At 62.8% G+C, this 19,613-nt stretch carries 17 protein-coding genes and 1 other RNA gene; 5 read left to right on the forward strand and 13 right to left on the reverse strand.

Translation table 11 applies throughout. The annotated features are described in order from the left end of the window. Positions 1-6: 6 nt before the first annotated feature. The 3 genes from ACFE70_RS10255 to ACFE70_RS10265 all read right to left on the reverse strand — a co-directional run bounded on the left by ACFE70_RS10255 (position 7) and on the right by ACFE70_RS10265 (position 3,301). Entirely contained in the window at positions 7-1,866 is a 1,860-nt protein-coding gene (locus ACFE70_RS10255) for a glycoside hydrolase family 2 protein (RefSeq protein ID WP_375417646.1), read from the reverse strand. A gap of 15 nt (positions 1,867-1,881) precedes the next feature. Then, positions 1,882-2,364, reverse strand: coding sequence for a hypothetical protein (locus ACFE70_RS10260; protein WP_375417647.1), 483 nt, complete (start codon positions 2,362-2,364; stop codon positions 1,882-1,884). Between the two features lie 163 nt (positions 2,365-2,527). Beyond that, positions 2,528-3,301, reverse strand: a complete 774-nt coding sequence (locus ACFE70_RS10265; protein WP_375417648.1) for an AMP nucleosidase — start codon at positions 3,299-3,301, stop codon at positions 2,528-2,530. A 173-nt stretch (positions 3,302-3,474) separates the two neighbouring features. Here ACFE70_RS10265 and ACFE70_RS10270 point away from each other — a divergent pair, with 173 nt between their 5' ends. Beyond that, positions 3,475-3,933 carry a type I restriction enzyme HsdR N-terminal domain-containing protein gene (locus ACFE70_RS10270; protein ID WP_375417649.1) on the forward strand — a complete coding sequence of 153 codons (459 nt, stop codon included), beginning with the start codon at positions 3,475-3,477 and terminating at the stop codon, positions 3,931-3,933. Between the two features lie 89 nt (positions 3,934-4,022). Here the strand turns inward: ACFE70_RS10270 and ACFE70_RS10275 are convergent, their stop codons facing one another. The 5 genes from ACFE70_RS10275 to ACFE70_RS10295 all read right to left on the reverse strand — a co-directional run bounded on the left by ACFE70_RS10275 (position 4,023) and on the right by ACFE70_RS10295 (position 9,293). After that, positions 4,023-6,005: an LTA synthase family protein gene (locus tag ACFE70_RS10275; protein WP_375417650.1), complete on the reverse strand. Its 1,983-nt coding sequence runs from the start codon at positions 6,003-6,005 to the stop codon at positions 4,023-4,025. Positions 6,006-6,112: 107 nt separating this feature from the next. Then, positions 6,113-7,240: an alanine dehydrogenase gene (ald, locus tag ACFE70_RS10280; RefSeq protein WP_375417651.1), complete on the reverse strand. Its 1,128-nt coding sequence runs from the start codon at positions 7,238-7,240 to the stop codon at positions 6,113-6,115. A 100-nt stretch (positions 7,241-7,340) separates the two neighbouring features. Further along, the gene (locus ACFE70_RS10285; RefSeq protein ID WP_375417652.1) at positions 7,341-7,865 is read right to left on the reverse strand and encodes a VOC family protein; all 525 of its coding nucleotides are present in this window, start codon (positions 7,863-7,865) and stop codon (positions 7,341-7,343) included. A gap of 153 nt (positions 7,866-8,018) precedes the next feature. After that, complete coding sequence (locus ACFE70_RS10290; RefSeq protein WP_375417653.1) at positions 8,019-8,459, reverse strand: META domain-containing protein; 441 nt, start codon at positions 8,457-8,459, stop codon at positions 8,019-8,021. 57 nt (positions 8,460-8,516) lie between these two features. After that, complete coding sequence (locus tag ACFE70_RS10295; RefSeq protein ID WP_375417654.1) at positions 8,517-9,293, reverse strand: DUF1573 domain-containing protein; 777 nt, start codon at positions 9,291-9,293, stop codon at positions 8,517-8,519. A gap of 246 nt (positions 9,294-9,539) precedes the next feature. On the opposite strand from ACFE70_RS10295, the gene ACFE70_RS10300 reads away from it, so the two are divergent. Further along, a complete protein-coding gene (locus ACFE70_RS10300) occupies positions 9,540-11,963 on the forward strand; it encodes a thiamine pyrophosphate-dependent enzyme (RefSeq protein ID WP_375417655.1) in 2,424 nt (807 codons plus the stop codon). Positions 11,964-12,084: 121 nt separating this feature from the next. Here the strand turns inward: ACFE70_RS10300 and ACFE70_RS10305 are convergent, their stop codons facing one another. After that, complete coding sequence (locus tag ACFE70_RS10305) at positions 12,085-12,651, reverse strand: hypothetical protein (RefSeq protein WP_375417656.1); 567 nt, start codon at positions 12,649-12,651, stop codon at positions 12,085-12,087. 137 nt (positions 12,652-12,788) lie between these two features. Between ACFE70_RS10305 and ACFE70_RS10310 the strand changes: the two genes are divergently transcribed. Then, positions 12,789-13,823: an acyl transferase gene (locus tag ACFE70_RS10310; RefSeq protein ID WP_375417657.1), complete on the forward strand. Its 1,035-nt coding sequence runs from the start codon at positions 12,789-12,791 to the stop codon at positions 13,821-13,823. Between the two features lie 124 nt (positions 13,824-13,947). Here the strand turns inward: ACFE70_RS10310 and ACFE70_RS10315 are convergent, their stop codons facing one another. Further along, positions 13,948-15,105 (reverse strand): sigma-54-dependent transcriptional regulator, encoded by a 1,158-nt coding sequence (locus ACFE70_RS10315; protein ID WP_375417658.1) that lies wholly within the window; start codon positions 15,103-15,105, stop codon positions 13,948-13,950. Between the two features lie 228 nt (positions 15,106-15,333). Here ACFE70_RS10315 and ACFE70_RS10320 point away from each other — a divergent pair, with 228 nt between their 5' ends. Continuing rightward, a complete protein-coding gene (locus tag ACFE70_RS10320; protein ID WP_375417659.1) occupies positions 15,334-16,593 on the forward strand; it encodes a PQQ-dependent sugar dehydrogenase in 1,260 nt (419 codons plus the stop codon). 40 nt (positions 16,594-16,633) lie between these two features. Then, positions 16,634-17,053 (forward strand): c-type cytochrome, encoded by a 420-nt coding sequence (locus ACFE70_RS10325; RefSeq protein ID WP_375417660.1) that lies wholly within the window; start codon positions 16,634-16,636, stop codon positions 17,051-17,053. A 65-nt stretch (positions 17,054-17,118) separates the two neighbouring features. Here ACFE70_RS10325 and rnpB read toward each other — a convergent pair. The 3 genes from rnpB to ACFE70_RS10340 form a co-directional block, all read right to left on the reverse strand. Continuing rightward, an RNA gene (gene rnpB / locus ACFE70_RS10330) (RNase P RNA component class A) lies at positions 17,119-17,537 on the reverse strand. A 106-nt stretch (positions 17,538-17,643) separates the two neighbouring features. Next, a complete protein-coding gene (gene tnpA / locus ACFE70_RS10335) occupies positions 17,644-18,114 on the reverse strand; it encodes an IS200/IS605 family transposase (RefSeq protein ID WP_375417661.1) in 471 nt (156 codons plus the stop codon). A gap of 124 nt (positions 18,115-18,238) precedes the next feature. After that, the gene (locus tag ACFE70_RS10340; RefSeq protein WP_375417662.1) at positions 18,239-19,489 is read right to left on the reverse strand and encodes a Smr/MutS family protein; all 1,251 of its coding nucleotides are present in this window, start codon (positions 19,487-19,489) and stop codon (positions 18,239-18,241) included. Positions 19,490-19,613: the final 124 nt, after the last annotated feature.

The following is a 19,613-nucleotide window of genomic DNA, read 5'->3' on the forward strand; positions in this document are numbered from 1 at the left end:
GCTGGCTCACTTGCCGTCGTACTTCAGCGCCTGCTGGCGGTAGTATTCCTGAAGCACGAAAAACGCCTTTTTCTTCACGCCGCTGCTCGAAATCAGGCCCTTGCGGTTGAAGCCCTGCTGATAGACGGGGTGCTGGCGGCGGGTGGCGCGAAAATCGGTCAGAATCCAGGGCGTCAGGCCGCGCAGGCCCGCGATTTTGCTCAGCATTCGCAGCTGCTGCTGATACAGCGCTTCCTGGTACTCCTCGCTCCAGCGGGTGTTGGCGTCGCCGTGGTAGCCGGCCAGCGCGTCGCCGCCGAACTCGCTGACCACGACCGGCTTGTCGTACTTGATGCGGAAGGTGTAGTTAGGCAGGTCGCTGGGCTTATCGTTCCAGTACCAGCCGGCGTACTCGTTGAAGCTGGCCAAATCCAGCTCGGCGCCCAGCGGGTCGTCCACGATGGCCGTGTTGCCCTCGCGGTGCAGCTCCAGGGCCGCCGCAATCAGGCGCGTGTCGTCCAGGGCGCGGGCTTTTTTAATCAGGCTGGTCATAAACTTCAGCCGCGGCTCGCTAAGCGGCGTCTCGTTGCCGACCGACCACACCACCACGCTGGCCCGGTTTTTTCCCGTGCTGATGAGGTCAGTGAGCTGATTTTCAGCGTTCTGGTAGGTGGTGGGGTTTTCCCAGGCAATGGTCCAATACACCGGCACTTCGGCCCAGACCAGCAGGCCCATCTCGTCGGCCAGCCGTAGCATCAGCTCGTTGTGGGGGTAGTGGGCCAGGCGCACGTAGTTGCAGCCCAGCTCCTTAGCCCAGGTGAGCAGCATCCGCAAGTCGCCCTCGCCGCGCGCCCGGCCGGGAATGAGCGGATTTTCGTCGTGCATGGAAATGCCACGCAGAAAAACCGACTTGCCGTTGAGCAGAATGTCCTGGCCCCGCGTCTGAATGGTGCGAAAGCCGATTTGGTCCTGCGCCGCATCGGCGCTGGTGCTCAGGCGCACAGCGTAGCGTTTGGGATTCTGGGGCGACCACAGCTGGAGCTTACGCGCCGGCAGGCGCAGCGTGGCGCGGCCCTCGCCATCCGTCTTCACCTGCTGCTTAATGCCGGCCTCGGCGATGCTGAGCGTCACGGTCTGCCCGGCTTTGGCCGGGCCGCTAAGCTGCACGTAGCCAGCCAGCGTGCCAGGGTCATTCTTGGCTAGTTGCAGCTGATAATCAGCAATGTAGGTGGCCGGCGTTTCGGCAATGTACACGTCGCGGGTGAGGCCGCCGTAGTTCCACCAGTCGGTGTTGACGGTCGGGACCGCCTCGGCGTGGCGGGTGTTGTCGGCCTTGACGATGACGAAGTTGTCGCCGCTCGGGCTGAGCTGCTCGGTGATGTCGTACTGAATTGGGGTGAAGCCGCCGCGGTGCATCCCCAGCTTTTTGCCGTTGAGGTAAATGTGCGCCTCGTAGTTGATGGCCCCGAAATACAGAAAATAGCGCCGGCCGGCCTTGGGTGTCAGGGCAAAACTTTTCTTGTACCAGATGCTGCCTTCGTAGTACAAGAGCTTGGGGTCCTGCGAGTTCCAGTCGCCGGGCACGGTGAGGGTCGCCGACTGGTCGAAGTCGTACTCAATCAGTTCGGGTTCCTGCCTGGAGCTGGGTTTTTGATTGTCGTAGTAGCCGCCCTTGCCCGAGGGCGACTGGTCGAAGGCCTCGCGCCGGTAGTTGTAAAAGCCGGTTTCGTAGGGGTCGATGATGTAGTTCCAGCGGCCGTTGAGGCTGAGCACGCGCCGGCTGGCGGCGTTTTGGAGCAGCGTGGTTTGGGCACGCAGGCCGGCGCCCGGCAGGGCAAATATCAGCAGCGCCGCCAGCAGCGTTTTCAAGAGCATTCGGGTGGTCATGATGATGACGAAAAATTACTCAACCACGACCTTCGTGCCCAGCTCAAAGTCGGTGCGCGGGTCGAATACCACGTCTACGGGCCGGGCCTCGTCGCGGTGGCCGCGCAAAAACACGCGCCGCCGGCCATATTCAAGGTTTTCCGAGGTGAAGAGCCGGACCGTGATAGTATCGGCAAAGACTTGGTTAAAGATGACGTACAGCGTCAGCCGGTTGGTAGTTGGGCGCGCCGACAGGCCGGGGTCGGTGGGCGCGGAGGGGGTAGGGACAGCAGCCGGGCCGGTGCTGATTTTGCCTAGCTGCAAGCCGCGCCCACGTAAAGCCGCACTCAACTCGCCGCGGGCCGCCGCGCGCGCGGCGCCGGTGGCCACGCCATCGGCCAGCACCGTAGCCGAGCTGCCCACAACCTCACCGGTTTTGTGCACCGTGGCTTTGGCCGCGTCTTTCACCCGCTCGCAGGCAGTCAAGGTGCTGAGCAGCAGGCAAAGCGGTTTCATCAAAGTGGGTGAGGTAAAAAAGACCGTCATGCAGAGCGCAGCGAAGCATCTTGCCAAGGGAAGTAATCAGCTTCTGCAACGATTAAGTTAGTTAACCGCGCAAGATGCTTCGCAAGCTCAGCATGACGTTCTTCCAGTAAGCGGCAAGCAAAAATGCCGCTTACCCCTACTCAAACCGCATGTGCTTGACCGACTCACCGGAGTTTTGCAGTTCGATGAGCGAATCAATCCCGATTTGCAGATGCGTGCGCACGTAGCCGGCGGTAATCTTCGAGTCCGACTCGGCGGTTTTCACGCCCTCGGGCGTCATCGGGTTGTCCGAAACCAGCAGCAGCGCGCCGTGGGGAATTTCGTTGATGAAGCCGACCACAAAAATCGTGGCCGTCTCCATGTCCACGGCCATCGCCCGAATCTGGCGCAGGTACTCCTTGAATTTCTCGTCGTGCTCCCAGACGCGGCGGTTGGTGGTGTACACCGTGCCGGTCCAGTAGTCTTTCTCGTGCTTTTTGATCATGCTGCTCACCGCCCGTTGCAACCGGAACGAGGGTAGGGCCGGAATCTCGGCCGGCAGGTAGTCATCCGACGTGCCTTCGCCCCGGATGGCGGCGATGGGCAGAATCAGGTCGCCGAGCTTAGTCTTGGATTTAAGGCCGCCGCACTTACCCAGGAAGAGCGCCGCCTTGGGCTTAATAGCTGATAATAAATCCATTACCGTGGCCGCCATCGCCGAGCCCATGCCGAAGTTGACGATGGTGATGTTGTTGGCCGTGGCCGTTTGCATGGGCTTGTCGAGGCCGCGAATCTCGCAGCCGAACTGCTCGGCAAACATGGTGACGTAGTTGATGAAGTTGGTGAGCAGGATATATTGCCCGAACTCTTTAAGCGGTACGCCGGTGTAGCGCGGCAGCCAGTTTTCGACGATATCAGCCTTAGTTTTCAATGGGGTAGGGAATGAGTGAATGAGCAATGGGTGGCCGCGGTTGGGAAGGCGGGCTGAGGTGGACGTTAGCCGGAAATGGGAGGGCGGGCCAGCGGGGGTTGGCGCGGGGAAGGGGGGGTAGGGAATTGAAACCAGCCGAAATTTGCGGGGCTTACTTTGCGTTTTCCCGTCCCATGTCCGACTTTCCCCTGCTCGACCTGCCGCCTTTCGAGGCCAAACTTAGCCAATCGGCCACGAACCAGCCCCTGATTTGGGACGCGCTGCGCCGCAAGCACGTCGTGCTCACGCCTGAAGAGTGGGTGCGCCAGCACGTGGTGCACTACTTGATTTCGCACCGCGGCTACCCGCGCGGCCTGCTGGTGCTAGAGCGCGGCCTGCGCTACAATCAGCGCCTCAAGCGTACCGATTTGCTGGCTATGAACGCGGCAGGACAGCCGCTGCTGCTGGTCGAGTGCAAGGCTCCGGCGGTGAAGATTGACGCCGCCGTGGTGCGGCAGGCCGCCACGTATAACCAGACCGTGGGCGCGCCGCTGCTGCTACTTACCAATGGGCTGACGCACTATTGCTGGCGGGTTGATTTCGAGGCCGGGACGAACGAGCGGCTGGCGGAAATCCCGCCGTTTGGGGCGTAGCGTGGACGCTGCGAGTCCGCGCGGGAACGACACCCGAACGACACCGGAATAACGCCGCCTCCACGCGGACTCGCAGAGTTCACGCTACATTATTTGTATAACTTATTATCAACCAGTCCATTTACATACAGCTGCACGCAGGCCCGCAGCTCGTCGCCGTACTGCCGCAGCTTGGCGGGGTCGGGGTTGGCCAGCGGCTCGTGGGGCATGAAATGGGTGCGGTAGGGATAGAGGCGCACCACGTTATCGGCCGTCAGCTCGGTCACGAAGTCGGGGTGCACCAGAAAGTAAGATTCGCCGCTGCGAAACAGTGCCCGGCCCGGCCCCGGCCCGAACACCGACGCACCGAAGGGCAGCCCGGCCGCGCGGCCGGCTGGCGGGCCCAGCAGCAGGTCCAGCACCGTGGCCGGCACGTCGGCCTGCTGGCTGATGCGGCGCGGGTCGGTCAGGGGCGGCAAGGTTCGGCCGGGGGCCAGCAGCAGCAGGGGCGTTTTCTGGGCGCCGAGCGGATTTTGGTAGTCGGGATGGTCGGATTGCGACGTGTGGTCGGCGGTGAGCACGAACAGCGTGTGGCCGAACCACGGCTGCCGGCGGGCGGCCTGGAAAAAGCGCCGCAAAGCCAAATCGGCGTAGGCGATGGTGGGGTGAATGGGCAGCGTGCCCTTGGGGAAACGCCCGGCGTACTGCCGGGGCAGGGCAAACGGCTCGTGGGAGCTGAGCGTGAAGACCGTGGCGAAAAACGGCTCTTTGGTCCGGCTTAGTTGCTGGTTAAAGTATTGCAGATAAGGCTCATCGAAGATGCCCCAGTGGCCATCGTAGTCCGGCGAGCCGGCCCCACCGGGATATTCGTTCAGGCCATAGTAGCGTTGCACGCCGGCCAGGCCGCTGAACATATCGAAGCCCATCGTGCCGTTGGCGCCGCCGTGGTAGATGGCCGTGGCGTAGCCGCGCCGGCCCAGGGTTTCGGCCAGCCCGTGCAGCTCGTTGGTTTGGAAAGGCGAGGTGATGAAGGGCGTGTCCAGCAGCGAGGGCAGGCCCGCGAGCACGGCCGGCAGCGCCTCAATGGAGCGGCGGCCGTTGGCGTAGTTCTCGCGCAGCAGTACGCTGCCCGGCGCCGTGGCCAGCGAGTCGAAAAACGGCGTATAGCCGCCCTGGCCACCGTTCTCAACGCCCGTGTATTCGGAGGCGAAGCTTTCCAGCAGCAGCAGCACCACGTTGGTGGCCGCCGGCAGCGGGGCTTTGGGGCGGGCGGGGGGGGTAGGGATTCGCAGGGCGGCGCGCAGCGCCGCTTGGTTAGGGAAGTACTGCTTTCGCTCAACTACTTCTGCATCAAAACCCTTGATTAAAGTGAACGTTGAGTTCAGCGCCAAATGTCCCAGCACCGTCGGCGTCTGCTGAAACGCGGTGCCCGGCCGCAGCGGCTTGAGTTGCCAGCCCCCCCGAATGCCGAGAATGGTGAGGCCGGCGACGAGCAGTAGCTTCAGGGAAAAAGTTAAAAGAGAGTTAAAAGTTAGAAGCCCAGCGCGGGCCAACAGGCCTTCCTGGCTGACTTCTGACCCTGACGCCTCACCTTTCAACTCATAGCTTTTAACTTTTAACTTCCGCGGGACCGGCATTGGAAATAGCCGCCACAGCAGGGCCAGCAGCCCCAGACACAGGAGCAGCAAGGCCCAGTAGTTGATTAAAAAATTGCCGAATTGATTACCGACCTCCGTGCCCACCGTCGTCAGCTCGTTGCTGGTGCGGCGGCCGATAAACTTGAAATACTCCCAGTCCAGGATGTTGCCCGCGAAACCAGGCGTTTGCAGCAGTACGCACAGCGCCCGCAAGCCCTGCTGTCCGGCCCGCCACTGCAGTGGCAGCAGCACCGAGAGCAGCATGAAGGGCAGGTTCAGCATCAGAATCGCCGAGATGTCGAACCGAAACCCGTGCCCGAACGCCAGCAGTACCGGCCCCAGGTCGATGCCGCGGAAAGTAGCGTAGTTGGAAAGGTAGAAGCCCAGCCGCAGCAGGGTGTAGAAGCCCATCAGCAGCAGCAGCCGGCGCAATAAGAGCAGAAGCGAGGGAATCAAGTTAAAAGTTGAGAGTTAAAAATTTGCTGTTAAGGAGGCTAAGCAAAAAGTCCTTCCAGCACTACGCCAGAAGGACTTTTGACTTTTAACTCTTAACTTCTTCTAACTTAAGCAGCCACGCCATCGAGCACCGTTTCGACGTCTACCAGGGGCAGGCCCCAGGCGTCAGCGACGCCCTTGTAGACGACCTCGCCGTGCACTACGTTCAGGCCCAGGCGCAGGGCGGCATCGCGGCGGCAGGCTTCCTGCCAGCCCAGGTTGGCCAGCTTCACGGCGTAGGGCAGCGTGGCGTTAGTCAGGGCCAGGGTGCTGGTATAGGGCACGGCGCCGGGCATGTTGGCCACGCAATAGTGCACCACGTCGTCGATGATGAAGGTTGGGTCTTCGTGGGTCGTGGGGCGGCAGGTTTCGATGCAGCCACCCTGGTCCACGGCCACGTCCACGAGCACCGTGCCGGGGCGCATGGTCCGGAGCATATCGCGGGTGATGAGGTGCGGGGCTTTGGCCCCCGGAATGAGCACCGCGCCCACAATGAGGTCGGCGGTTTTAATGGCCTCGCGGATGTTGTACTCGTTGGAATAAACGGTCATCACGTTCTTGGGCATGATGTCGTCCAGCTCGCGCAGGCGGGTCAGGCTGATATCCATAATCGTGACCTGCGCGCCCAAGCCCGCCGCCACCTTGGCCGCCTGCGTGCCCACCACGCCGCCGCCGAGCACCAGCACGTGGGCCGGCTTGACGCCGGGCACGCCGCCGAGCAGGATGCCGCGGCCCTTGAGGGGTTTTTCCAGGTACTTGGCGCCCTCCTGCGGGGCCATGCGGCCGGCTACTTCGCTCATCGGAATGAGCAGGGGTAGGGCCCGCGAAGGCAGCTCCACAGTCTCATAGGCCAGGCAGATGGCCTTGCGCTCCACCATCGCGTGGGTCAGCTCCTCGCCGGAGGCAAAGTGGAAATACGTGAACAGCAGCTGGCCTTCCTTAATCAGGCTGAACTCTTCCTGAATCGGCTCCTTGACTTTGATAATCATCTCGGCCTGCCCGTACACCTCGGCGATAGTCGCCAGGAGCGTGGCGCCGGCTGCCTCATACTCCGTGTCGGCAAAGCCGCTGCCCTCGCCGGCGCCGCGCTGCACGAGCAGCGTGTGGCCGTGCTTGCGCAGCTCGGCCACGCCGGCGGGCGTGAGGCCCACGCGGTTTTCATTATTTTTAATTTCGCTGGGAACGCCGATTAGCATGGCTGAAGGGGATGGGAATGAGGGTTGATAATGGGGCCGCAAAGATACGACGCGCCCCCGGTCATCCCTACCCCCCCAGCTGACGGAGGGGGGTAGGAAATCAGGTGCCGGCCGCCAGCAGCCCGGCCACGTCCAGCGCCCGCGTATACATCGCCACGCCGCCGTCGGCCGCGCGCGGCCACTCGGCCTGGGGCCGGTCCCAGTACAGCTCGAGGCCGTTGCCGTCGGGGTCATCCAGGTAGAGGGCCTCGCTCACGCCGTGGTCGGCGGCGCCGGCCAGGGGATAACCGGCCGCTTGCAGGCGGCCGAGCACCCGGCCCAAATCGGCGCGGGTGGGGTAGAGAATGGCCGCGTGGTAGAGGCCGGCCGCGCCTTCGCGGCGGGCGGGGTGCCCGCCGCGGCTGTGCCAGGTGTTCAACCCGATGTGGTGGTGGTAGCCGCCGGCCGACAAGAACACGGCTTGGTCGCCGTAGCGCAGCATCACCTCGAAGCCCAGCACGCCCTGGTAAAAGGCCAGCGCCCGGTCGAGGTCGGTGACTTGCAAATGGACGTGGCCGATGCGGGCGCCGACGGGGGCCAGGTAGGCGGCGCCTTCGGCTGCGGGAGGGGGGGTAGGGGTATTCATGCGAATAACGAATCGGCAAAGGGTGGCTTGCGGCTTGCGGCGAGACGTGCAGCGAACGAAAAAGCCCTGCCAAAGCGGCAAGGGCTTTCCGTGACGTATTTCTGGGCTGTAACGAAAAAGGCCGGTTTTTCGGCCCGTCGCGCCGCGCGTGGGCTACGGCGCCGCCTCGAAAACCAGCCGCGGCTTCGGCGCCGAGGCATCGTAGAGCCGGAGCGTGCGGCCTGCTATTTCGTAGCGCGTAATCTGCGGCAGGGCGGTCAAATAGCGGCCGGAGAAAATCTGAACCGCGCAGCTGCTCCGCGTCGGGCTCAGCCGGGTGATGGTCAGCTGTTGCTTATCAGATACAATAAACGAGCCGCTGAGACGGTGGCACGACGCCTGACCTTGTAGCTCGCTGCCCGCCCCGGCGAACTGAAGATAGGAGTCATAATCCAATGAATAGCTCGAAACGCGCAGGTCTGTGCCGTCTACTTCGGTCAGCCTCCAGCGCCGGTTCAGCAGCGCGCCCGCGGAGTCGTCATCCTGCTGACAGCTGCTGAGCGGCACTGCGACTCCCAACCCTACCCCCACCAAGTACGCGAAACGTTTCTTCATCGTGGTTGGTGACAGGATAATGAAACGGCAGAAAGTAACTGGTAGGAAGAACTGAATCTACTTAAATGGCACCGACGTGCCGCTTTCCTTGACCATGCTACCGCTCACCAGGTCCTTGACAATCATGGCCTTTAGCGTCAATTTAGCGTCGCCATTGAGGTCATTCGAGGCGATGGTCACCACGTCGGTGGCCGCGCCGAGCTGACGCTGATTATAAATCAGCTCGATGGTCTGGCTCTGACCGGGGGCGATGGCGGCGGGCACGGCCTTGTAGCCCACGCAGTAGCAGGGTGAGGACAGGGCGCCGAGCACAAGCGAACTCCGGCCGGCGTTGCGCACGGTGAGGCGGGTAGTGGTTTGCTGCCCGGCCTCGATTTTACCGAAATCATGCGCCGGGCGGTCGAGCACGAGGCGCGGCGAGGCGGCCAGCTGGGCCGGCGTAAGCGTCGGCCGCAGCTCGTCCTTGGTCAGCACCGCGCCTTTGATGGTGAGTACCTTGCTGGGCTCGGTGGCATTGCTGGTGATGGTGACGGTTTTGTTGAATACGCCGGGCCGGCCGGCGCTGCTGTACACGGCGCGCACCATGCCCGACTTACCCGGCAGGACCGGCGTCTTGGTCCAGTCGGGCGTGGTGCAGCCGCAGGAGGCTTGCACCGTGGCAATAACGATGGGCTGATTGCCGGTATTCCTGAACTTGAACTCGTGGGTGGCCATCGTGCCTTCCGGCACCTTGCCGAAGTCGTGGGCGTCGCGCTCAAAGGTGAGCACGCCCTGGGCCTGGGCGGCCAGGCCGCCGCTGAGTAGCAGCAGGAGAAGAGAGGCGAGTTTTTTCATGGCGAAGCAAGTTAAGGAGGGTTGGGGATGTTGAGAGGGGGTAGGCGCCCGGCCCGCCGCCGCGCCCGGACTGGCAGAATGCAGAGACTGGATAGGACAAATATAACGCTTCGGCCGTCCTACCCCCGACCCGAACCGGAATTCGTATTTTTGTTTGCCCGAACGCTTTGCTTTAATAAGGAATGAAGAGCTACTCAGGCAGCGATTCCTCATTCTTTATTCCTCATTCTTCATTCCCAACGCCCCATGCTGCCCACCGAAACTGCCGCCCCACCCGCCCTACCCCTGCCCCTGACCAAAACCGACCTGCTGCACGACTACCGGCTCGGCTGGGAGTCGCGCCACGCCTCGCTGGCCGGCCGCAAGGAGGTGTTCATGGGCAAGGCCAAGTTTGGGATATTCGGCGATGGCAAGGAGGTGCCGCAACTGGCGATGGCGCGGGCGTTTCGGGCCGGCGACTTTCGCAGCGGCTACTACCGCGACCAGACGTTTATGGTCGCCAGCGGCGAGCTGACCTGGCAGCAGTACTTCGCCCAGCTCTACGCCCACGCTGATGCGGAGGCGGAGCCCGCCACCGCCGGCCGCGCCATGAACGGCCACTTCGCCACGCGACTGCTGGATGAGGACGGCCAGTTTAAAAACCTGGCTGCCAGCAAAAACTCCAGCGCCGACATCTCGCCCACCGCCGGCCAGATGCCGCGCCTCGTGGGCTTGGCCTACGCCTCGAAGCTCTACCGCCAGAACCCAGAGCTGCACCAGTTCACGCAGTTTTCCAACCACGGCAATGAGGTCGCGTTTGGCACCATCGGCAACGCCAGCACCTCAGAGGGCATGTTTTTCGAGGCCCTGAACGCGGCCGGCGTGCTCCAGATTCCGCTGCTGATGTCGGTTTGGGACGACCACTACGGCATCTCGGTGCCGGCCGAATATCAGACCACCAAGCAAAGCATCTCGGCGATTTTGATGGGTTTGCAGCGCGAGGGCGAAGGTGAGGAAGGCTTCGAGATTTTCGTGGTAAGAGGCTGGGACTACGCCGCATTGTTTGACACCTACCAGAAAGCCGCCGCACTCTGCCGCGCCCAGCACGTGCCGGTGCTCATTCACGTGACGGAAGTCACGCAGCCCCAGGGCCACAGCACCAGCGGCTCGCACGAGCGCTATAAGTCCAAGGACCGGCTGAGCTGGGAGGAAGCGCACGACTGCCTGCGCAAGCTGCGCGAGTGGCTGCTCAGCGACGGCCACGCCACTGAAGCCGAGCTAGACCAGATTGAGAAAGACGCCGCGCTAACTATTAAAGTGGCTCGCACGGCCGCCTGGGCCGCCTTTTTCGACCCCATCAAGCAGGAGCGCGCCGCGGCGGTGAAGGTGCTCAATGAGCTGGTGGCCGCCACCGGCACCGAAAACACCCTGCACGAGCTGGTCAGCCAGCTGCAAGTCAACCCTACCCCCATCCGGGCCGACATCGTGCGGACTTTGCGGCGGGCCCTGCGCCACGTGCGCGACACCGCGCCGACCCCCGCCCGCCGCGCTGCCCAGCGCCACCTGGAGCAGGTTTTGGCCGAAAACGCTGACCGCTACAACTCCTTTCTCTTCAGCCAGAGCGAGCAGGCGGTGGGCAACATCGCGGAAATCAAGGCCGAGTTCGCGCCCGACGCGCCGCTGGTCGATGCCCGCGAGGTGCTGCAAGCCTGCTTCGAGGCCAACTTCCGGCGCGACCCCACCATCTTCGCCATCGGCGAGGACGTGGGCCGCATCGGCGACGTCAACCAGGCGTTTGCGGGTTTGCAGGATAAGTTTGGCGAGCTGCGCGTGACCGACACCGGCATCCGCGAGTGCACCATCGTGGGGCAGGGTATTGGCGCTGCGCTGCGCGGGCTGCGGCCCATCACCGAGATTCAGTACCTGGATTATCTGCTGTATGCGATTCAGATTCTGAGCGATGATGTGGCCAGCTTGCAGTACCGCACCAAGGGCGGGCAGAAGGCGCCGCTCATCGTGCGCACCCGCGGCCACCGCCTCGAAGGCGTCTGGCACTCCGGCTCGCCGATGGGCATGATTCTGGGCAGCATCCGCGGGATGCACGTGTGCGTGCCGCGCGACATGACCCAGGCGGCGGGCTTCTACAACACGCTGCTGCGAAGCGACGAGCCCGCCTTGGTCATCGAGTGCCTGAACGCCTACCGCCTCAAGGAGCGCATTCCGCGCAACGTGGGCGAGTTCACCCTTCCCCTCGGCCAGCCCGAAACCCTGCGCGAAGGCCAGGACCTGACCATCGTCACTTACGGCTCGATGTGCCGCATCGTGCTCGACGCGGCCCAGCAGCTCGCCGAAGTCGGCATCAGCGCCGAGGTCATCGACGTGCAGACGCTGCTGCCCTTCGACACCCAGCACGTCATCGCCGACAGCCTCCGCAAAACCGGCCGCGTGCTCTTCGCCGATGAGGACGTGCCAGGGGGCGCCACCGCCTTTATGATGCAGCAGGTGCTCGACGAGCAGGGCGCCTACCACCTGCTCGACTCAGCGCCGCGCTGCCTCGCTGCCCAGGCCCACCGCCCGCCCTACGGCTCCGATGGCGACTACTTCAGCAAGCCCAACGCCGAGGATGTGTTCGACACAGTGTATGAAATAATGAGCGAAGCTGAGCCGGCGCGCTTCCAGGACATCTATTGAAAAGCGCCGGGCTGGCGGGGCCTTGGAGAAAACGCAGGGGGTAGGAAAACGCCAAAGCCCCGGCAGGGCGGCCGGGGCTTTAAGCTGGGAGGAGAGGGTAGGGAATCGGCCGCTTAGTTCGTTAGCGCGGCAGCATTACATGGGTGCTCGACGTTACGGTGTTGCTCTCGTTCAGCGCCCGGTCCTTGATGCTGACCGTGAACCGCACCTCGTCGCCGGCATTGAAGGGCGAGCCGAAAGCAAAGAAGCGGCGGAACGTCAGGTCGCCTTTCAGGGGCGACGTTTTGCCGTCGACCGAGCCGTTGAGCAAGGGGAAGTGGCTGTACTCTCGGAGCGCAATAATTTCCTCAAACTGCGTGCTGGGCGGCACTCGCTGATAAACCCGCAGGTAGTAGTTGAACTCCTGGTTTGGGTTAAATGACCCATCCGGATTCTTGGTGTCGTAAGGTGGCGCGGCAATTTCGGCCGCCGTCAGGCCCAAGTCGCCGTCGCCGTCCTTGAAATCAATAGTAATCTTAAACGTGTCGGTGGGTACTCCCCTGCCCGGCGAGCTGCGCACCACGCTTAAATCCTTGAAGTCGATGCTCGGCTCAATCGGGTACGTCGGCGCCGACAAGCAGCCGCTCAGCGCACCACTCAGGCCGGCCAGCACCAGCAGCAAGCCTGCAAACGGACGAAGTAGATTCATGTTTTTTTTTAAGTGAACACACCAGAAATCAGCCCTACGGCCCTGTCCTTCAGCGGCCGGCAGTAGCCCCGAGAGTAGGCTTTTTGCAACGAAGCCGCCCGCAGTTTGTTGCCTTCCCCCAACCCTTTGCCGCCCGAATGAGTTTCCGCGCCCAGCACCTGCGCCAGTTGCCCGCCCTGAGCGCCGCTTCGTTCCAGAATATGGCCCTGGCTTTGTTCCGCTACCAGGCCGCGCACTGCCCGCCCTACGCCGCTTACCTGGCCGCGCTGCGCGGGCCCGGCTTCGGTGTTGAGCACGTCAAAAGCCTGACGGACATCTCGTTCCTGCCCATCGAGTTTTTCAAAACCCACGACGTGCGCACCGACCCGCACGAGTGGGCGCCGGCCGAAACCTTCCGCAGCTCCGGCACCACCCAGGCCCAGGCGCGCAGCCGCCACAGCTTGCGCGAGCCAGCGCTCTACCGCCACAACGCCCGCCGCATCTTCGAGCTGAGCTATGGCCCGCTGGCCGGGTATACGTTTCTGGCCCTGCTACCCTCGTATCTGGAGCAGGGCGAATCTTCGCTCGTGGCGATGGTGGCTGACTTCGTGCGGGCGTCGGGCCAGACCGAGCCGGCATTTTTCCTGCACGACCACGCCGCCCTGTTCGACGCCCTGCGGCGGGCGCGGCAGCCCGCCCCCGGCCAAACGCAACCGCGTAAGGTAATGCTTTTCGGCGTGAGCTACGCCCTGCTCGACTTCGCCGCTGCCTACGCCGGCCGCCCGGAGCTGCTGGGCCTGACGGTGCTCGAAACCGGCGGCATGAAGGGCCGCCGCCGCGAAATGATTCGGGAGGAGCTGCACGCCGAGCTGCAACGAGCCTTCGGCCCGGCCGGCATCCACTCCGAATACGGCATGACCGAATTGCTTTCCCAGGCCTACTCGAAGGGCGAAGGCCGCTTCCACTGCCCGCCGCCGCTGCGCCTGCTGCTGCGTGACCCCGCCGACCCGTTCGAGCTGTCCGAAACCCGACCTGACGGCGCCATTAACGTCATCGACCTGGCCAACGTGGACTCCTGCGCGTTCCTCGCCACCCAGGATTTGGCCCGCTTCTACGCCGAGGATGGCAGCTTTGAGGTGCTGGGCCGGTTGGATAACTCCGACGTGCGCGGGTGCAGCCAACTGGCAGTTTAAAACTATTTGCCATGCTGAGCTTGCGAAGCATCCTATCGCCGCGAAACGAGCAGTAATTAATAGTTAGTGCTCGTTCAGCGGGGATTAAGATGCTGCGCGGGGCTCAGCATGACGGGCTGTTGGGTTACTTACCGGCAAACGCCTTCGCATCCGCCGCCGAAATCGTGTCGTCGCTCATAATCACGAGCCGCTCGACCACGTTGCGCAGCTCGCGGATGTTGCCGCGCCAGTCCAGGGCTTGGAGGTACTTGAGGGCGTCGGGCGCGACTTTCTTGGGCTTGTTGCCATAGTCGGCGGCAATGTCTTTGAGGAACTTGTCAATCAGGGCCGGAATGTCTTCGCGGCGCTCATTGAGGGCCGGCACCTGAATCAGAATCACGGAAAGGCGGTGGTATAAGTCTTCGCGGAAGTTGCGCTCGGCGATTTCCTGAAGCAGATTTTTATTGGTGGCGGCCAGTACGCGTACGTTGACTGAAATCTCCTTTTCGCCGCCCACGCGGGTGATTTTGTTTTCCTGCAAGGCCCGCAGCACCTTGGCCTGGGCCGAGAGGCTCATGTCGCCGATTTCATCGAGGAAAAGGGTGCCGCCGTCGGCCTGCTCGAACTTGCCGATGCGCTGCTTCACGGCCGAGGTGAATGAGCCCTTTTCGTGTCCAAACAGCTCGCTCTCAATCAGCTCCGAGGGGATGGCGGCGCAGTTGACTTCCACCAGCGGGCCGTTGGCGCGCGCGCTTAGCTCGTGCAGCTGCCGGGCCACCATCTCCTTGCCCGCGCCGTTGGGACCGGTGATGAGCACCCGCGCATCGGTCGGAGCCACTTTCTCGATGGCTTTGCGCACCGCGTTCAGCGCGGCCGAGTCGCCGACCATCTCGCTGGTTTTGCCGATTTTCTTTTTCAGCGTCTTGGTTTCGCTCACCAGCTTGGTGCGGTCCAGGGCGTTGCGCACCGTCACGAGCAGGCGGTTGAGGTCGGGCGGCTTGGTCAGGAAATCGTAGGCGCCTTTCTTAGTCGCCTCGACGGCCGTTTCGATGTTGCCGTGGGCCGAGACCATGATAAAGGCGGAATCAGGCGCGATGGTTTGGGCGCGGCTGAGCACTTCGAGGCCGTCCATCTTGGGCATCTTGATGTCGCAGAGCACCACGTCGTACTTCTGCTGAATAAGCAAATCCAGGCCGGCGGGGCCATCCTCCGCCTGGTCGACGGTGTAGCTTTCAAACTCCAGAATCTCCTTCAGCGTGTTGCGGATGGCTTTTTCGTCGTCAATAATAAGGATGCGCGGCATAAGGGGGGTAGGGAATTGGGAGCGGGCCTGGGAAGAGGCGAAGGTAACAAAAAGCCGTGCGCCGGATTTATAAGCCTTTCATTAATAGCTAAACAGATATGGCCCAGGCCAAATGGGCTTGGCGGCTGCGGAGGCTATCTATTTGCCCGGCATCCGCGTAAGGGGAGCCAGCTATTTCAACTCCATTTTCGAAAAAAGTAATTTATGAAGCGGATTCCAACTCGTCCTTTGTTGCTCTCGGCGGCCGTGGCGGGCAGCTTGTCCCTGCTGGCGCTCACGAGCCGGGAATCAGTCAAAGCTGACCCCGACAACGCGGGCCTGAAGCTGCCGGCCGGCTTCGGCGCCCTGGTGGTGGCCGAAACCGGCGCCCGGCCCCGCCACCTCACCGTCACGCCCCAGGGCCTCATCTACATTAAGCTCAACCGGCCCAACAAGGAAGGCAAAGGCATCCTGCTGCTGCGCCCCGACGGCACCGGCAAAGCTGCCGCCACCACCGGCTTCGGCTCCTACGGCGGCACCGGCATGTACGCCAAAGACGGCTACCTCTACGCCTCGTCCGACGAAGATGTGTACCGCTACAAGCTCAATGAGAAGGGTGAGGTCGTCAATCCGGCGCAGCCCGAGAAAATTATCACTGGCCTGATTAATCGCCGCCAGCATGAGAGCAAGTCGGTGGTGCTCGATAATGCGGGCAACATCTACGTCAACGTCGGGGCCTACGCCAACACCTGCCAGGTGAAGGACCGCCAGAAGGGCTCGCCGGGCCAGCCCAACTGCCCTATCCTCGACTCAGCCGGTGGCATCTGGCAGTTTAAGGCCAGCAAGCTCAACCAAACTTACGGCGACGGCACCCGCTACGCCACCGGCCTGCGCAACGTGGTGGGCTTGGACTGGAACCAGCCGGCCAACCAGCTTTTCGTGATGCAGCACGGCCGCGACCAGCTCTCCGACAACTGGCCCCAGTTTTTTACTACCAAGCAGTCGGCCGAGCTGCCCGCCGAGTGCCTCTACGCCCTCAAGCCCGGCGATAACGCCGGCTGGCCCTACCTGTACTACGACCCCAGCAAGAGCAAAAAAATGCTGAACCCCGAGTATGGCGGCGACGGCAAGAAGGAAGCCGACGCCAAGTACCTGGAGCCGGCCGCTGCCTACCCCGCCCACACGGCGCCCAACGGCCTGCTCTTCTACACCGGCACCATGTTTCCGGAAAAGTACCGCAACGGCGCCTTCATCGCCTTCCACGGCTCCTGGAACCGGGCGCCGGAGCCGCAAAAAGGCTACTACGTCGTGTTTCAGCCCTTCAAAAACGGCCGCCCCGCTGGCCCATATGAGGTGTTTGCCGACAACTTCGCCGGCACGCCCGAAAAGGCTGCCGCTGGCCGCCCCGACCACAAGCCCTGCGGCCTCGCCCAGGGTCCCGATGGCTCCATCTACGTCACGGACGATGCCAAGGGCCGCCTCTACCGCATCATGTACGCCAAAAAATAAGCGCCTCCAAGTGAAGAATATTCTTGCGATTATAACGCTATTGGCCCTGTTTAGCGGGCCGGCGCGGGCCCAGAAAAAGCCCGCTCCCAAAAAGCCTACCCCCCCTAAAAGCGCCGGCATCGCGCCCACGGCGCTCATTCAGGGCAAAACTATCTACACCCAGAATTGCCTGACCTGCCACCAGGCCGACGGCGGCGGCGTGGATGGCCTCAACCCACCGCTGAGCAAAACGAGCTGGGTACTGGGCGACAAAACCCGGATTATCAACGTGCTGCTCAACGGCTTGCAGGGTGAGGACATCGACGGCGAACCGTACAATAACGTCATGCCCTCCTACGACAACCTCACCGACCAGCAAATTGCCGACGTGCTGACCTTCGTGCGCAACAGCTTCGGCAACAAAGCCAGCGCCGTCAAGGCTCCGGAAGTGAAAACCGTCCGCGCCGCCCGGAAAAAGTAGCTTCTCGCGCCAGCTGGTGATAACGTAAAAAGGCCGCTCCCAACTGGGAGCGGCCTTTTTTGTGAACGGGTGATGGGTCTGTAAGCCGGGTTTTGTCCGCCCGGTTGCCCGCGCGGCCCCACCATTTATCTAGGCCAGTCGTCACCGAAAGGCTCCATCAACCTACCCGCTGGCGCCGGACGAGCCGCCCGGTGCGTAAGTGGCCGAAGCTCCTCGCGCGTGCCAGCTTATTTGGTCTTTCAACCCCTGAGGTTTACCCAGCCGGCGCAGTCACCTGGCCGCTGGTGCGCTCTTACCGCACCTTTTCACCCTTACCGGCGCCGGCCGAAGCCAGCACGTAGGCGGTAGTTTTCTGTGGCACTGGCTGTCCTGGTTTGCGTTAGGCGCGCCAGTCCTTCCCGTTAGGAAGCAGGGTGCTCTGCGTTGCCCGGACTTTCCTCGTCGCCGCTCTTGCGAGTGGCGCCGCGGTGGGGCGACCCATCACGTGGGGCAAAGGTACGGCGTCAGGTCCACCACTCAGCCCCAGCGGGGCGGCATATTGGTAGTAAAAACTTATCAAAGCCCCAGCGGGGCGACACCAAATTGCTGTACTATCCTTCTTTCTCAGGCGGCACGAACAAATACGCGGGATTATACTCCACCCCAAAACGCTCCAGCAAAAGCTCATATTCTTGCTGAAAGCTGCGCGTGGCGTGGTGTTCCTGCTGCCGCTTGATATACTCAATCACCTGCGGAAGCTGCGAAGCGCCGTAGGAAAAGGCCCCAAATCCTTCCTGCCAGCTGAATTTGCCCGGCAGCCATGCTTGCTCGTTGATGAATTTCGCGGAGCTGGCTTTTACCTCGCGCATCAAATCGGATAGCGCCTTATCCGGCCGCAAACCAATGAGCAGATGCAGATGGTCGGGCATCCCATTAATTATTAAAAGCTTTTGGCCTTGCTGCACGATGATGCCCGTGATGTAGCGATATAGGTTCTGGGCGTGAGCAGGTGGAATAAGAGAGCGCCGGCCCTGCACCGCAAACACCACGTGGAGATGAATTTGAGTGTAGGTGTTGGCCATGGTGTAGATAATAGCGGGGCAGCTAGGTGTCGCCCCGCTGGGGCTCGGTGGTTTTCTTACCCCCTGTTTCTACCAATATGCCGCCCCGCTGGGGCTGTGGTTAAGCAATTTGCAGCGCCACAACTTACTTCAACCTCACCAGCGTAGCGCCAAAGCCGAACTTCTCCTTCTGGGCGTCCTCGAAGAACTTGATGTCCTTGTTGCGGCTGAGCTGGCGGTGGATTTCCTTGCGCAGCACGCCGTTGCCGGTGCCGTGGATGAAGATGATTTCGTGCATGTTGGTGGCCAGCGCGCGAATGAGGGCGTCCTCGAAGGCGTCGAGCTGGAGGCGCAGGATGGCGGCGTTGCTCAGCTCCTCGTCCTTGTTGCCGTCGGGGCGCAGGGCTTCGAGGTGCAAATCGACTTCGTGGGGCGGCGCCGTGACGATGGGCGCCGGCTGGGGCGCGGCGGCTACCACGGCGGCGGGCTTGGCGGGCACGGGCGCGTCGCCGGTGAGCTGGGCGCGCAGGGCGGCCACGTCGATTTGGCCTTCCTGGCGGCTGGCTTCAGAGGAATTGGCGGCGGGAGGGGGGGTAGGAGCAGCCAGCTCGGCCAGCTTTTCGGGCGTGAGGGCCGCGGCGGGGCGCTCATCGAGCTGAAATAAGTAGGCTTCTTTCTGGATAACGGGCGCGGGGCGGCGGCTGTTGTAGAACGTGGTGGCCTTGAACGCCTGGCGCTTGGTGAGCAGCTCGTAGGCGGTGTCGCCGCCGTTGCGGTGGGGCAGCAGCTGCACCACGATGGCGGGCCACTGCTCAAAATCCTTGAGGTGAAAGTGGGCCAGCGGCTGGCTGGCCGCGCGCGGGCCCACCTGCCCGGCAGCCAGGGCCCGGTGGGGGCGGGCGGCGGTTTCCTCGCCGTAGGTGAAGAGCACCTCGGCCTCCGTGTTATTAACTAAATGCACCGAAAGCAGCTCCGGCGCCTGGTTCACCAGGGCCAGGTAAAGGCCTTTGGCGGCGGGCTGGGGGGTAGGGATTTTGCCGCCTTGAGCGCCGGCGGCTTTGGCAGCGGCCGGGCCACTGGAGGCAACGGCAGCCAAGGCCTCGGCCAGCGTGGGTTGCCTGGCCTGGCTGGCCGGGGTGGCCTCGCGGGGTTTGGTATTGTCCTTCTTGCTAGCGTTGCGGCCGGGGTTTTGGTTGGCCTTGCCGGGGCGGTAGTCGGCATTGGGGCGGGTGAAGGCGGCGCCCTCATCGGCGGCAATGACGACGACCTCGCGCCGGAGCACGGGAATGGTGAAGTCATTATCAATGGCCACTTCGACCAGTTCGCTATCAAGCAGGCGCGTGACAATGCCTTGCTCGGTGCCGGTCAGCAGCCGGACTCTATCTCCTACGTTCATAATGCACGGTGTTTTTGGTGTGACAAAAGTACAGCGTAGGGTGCGGGGCTTGCTCCCGCCCGGCGGGCGGACAATAGTCACCAGATTATCAGCCAACCGGCCCTGGTGCCGGGCGGGGGCAAGC

Origin of the sequence: uncultured Hymenobacter sp., assembly GCF_964243305.1 — a bacterium.
Classification (GTDB): Bacteria; Bacteroidota; Bacteroidia; order Cytophagales; family Hymenobacteraceae; genus Hymenobacter.

What these genes read in the sequence shown, in the direction of transcription:
- ACFE70_RS10255 (WP_375417646.1), bottom strand. Translation starts at nt 1,866, where the DNA reads ATGACCACCCGAATGCTCTTGAAAACGCTGCTGGCGGCGCTGCTGATA.
- ACFE70_RS10270 (WP_375417649.1), top strand. Translation starts at nt 3,475, where the DNA reads ATGTCCGACTTTCCCCTGCTCGACCTGCCGCCTTTCGAGGCCAAACTT.
- ald (WP_375417651.1), bottom strand. Translation starts at nt 7,240, where the DNA reads ATGCTAATCGGCGTTCCCAGCGAAATTAAAAATAATGAAAACCGCGTG.
- ACFE70_RS10285 (WP_375417652.1), bottom strand. Translation starts at nt 7,865, where the DNA reads ATGAATACCCCTACCCCCCCTCCCGCAGCCGAAGGCGCCGCCTACCTG.
- ACFE70_RS10290 (WP_375417653.1), bottom strand. Translation starts at nt 8,459, where the DNA reads ATGAAGAAACGTTTCGCGTACTTGGTGGGGGTAGGGTTGGGAGTCGCA.
- ACFE70_RS10295 (WP_375417654.1), bottom strand. Translation starts at nt 9,293, where the DNA reads ATGAAAAAACTCGCCTCTCTTCTCCTGCTGCTACTCAGCGGCGGCCTG.
- ACFE70_RS10300 (WP_375417655.1), top strand. Translation starts at nt 9,540, where the DNA reads ATGCTGCCCACCGAAACTGCCGCCCCACCCGCCCTACCCCTGCCCCTG.
- ACFE70_RS10305 (WP_375417656.1), bottom strand. Translation starts at nt 12,651, where the DNA reads ATGAATCTACTTCGTCCGTTTGCAGGCTTGCTGCTGGTGCTGGCCGGC.
- ACFE70_RS10310 (WP_375417657.1), top strand. Translation starts at nt 12,789, where the DNA reads ATGAGTTTCCGCGCCCAGCACCTGCGCCAGTTGCCCGCCCTGAGCGCC.
- ACFE70_RS10315 (WP_375417658.1), bottom strand. Translation starts at nt 15,105, where the DNA reads ATGCCGCGCATCCTTATTATTGACGACGAAAAAGCCATCCGCAACACG.
- tnpA (WP_375417661.1), bottom strand. Translation starts at nt 18,114, where the DNA reads ATGGCCAACACCTACACTCAAATTCATCTCCACGTGGTGTTTGCGGTG.
- ACFE70_RS10340 (WP_375417662.1), bottom strand. Translation starts at nt 19,489, where the DNA reads ATGAACGTAGGAGATAGAGTCCGGCTGCTGACCGGCACCGAGCAAGGC.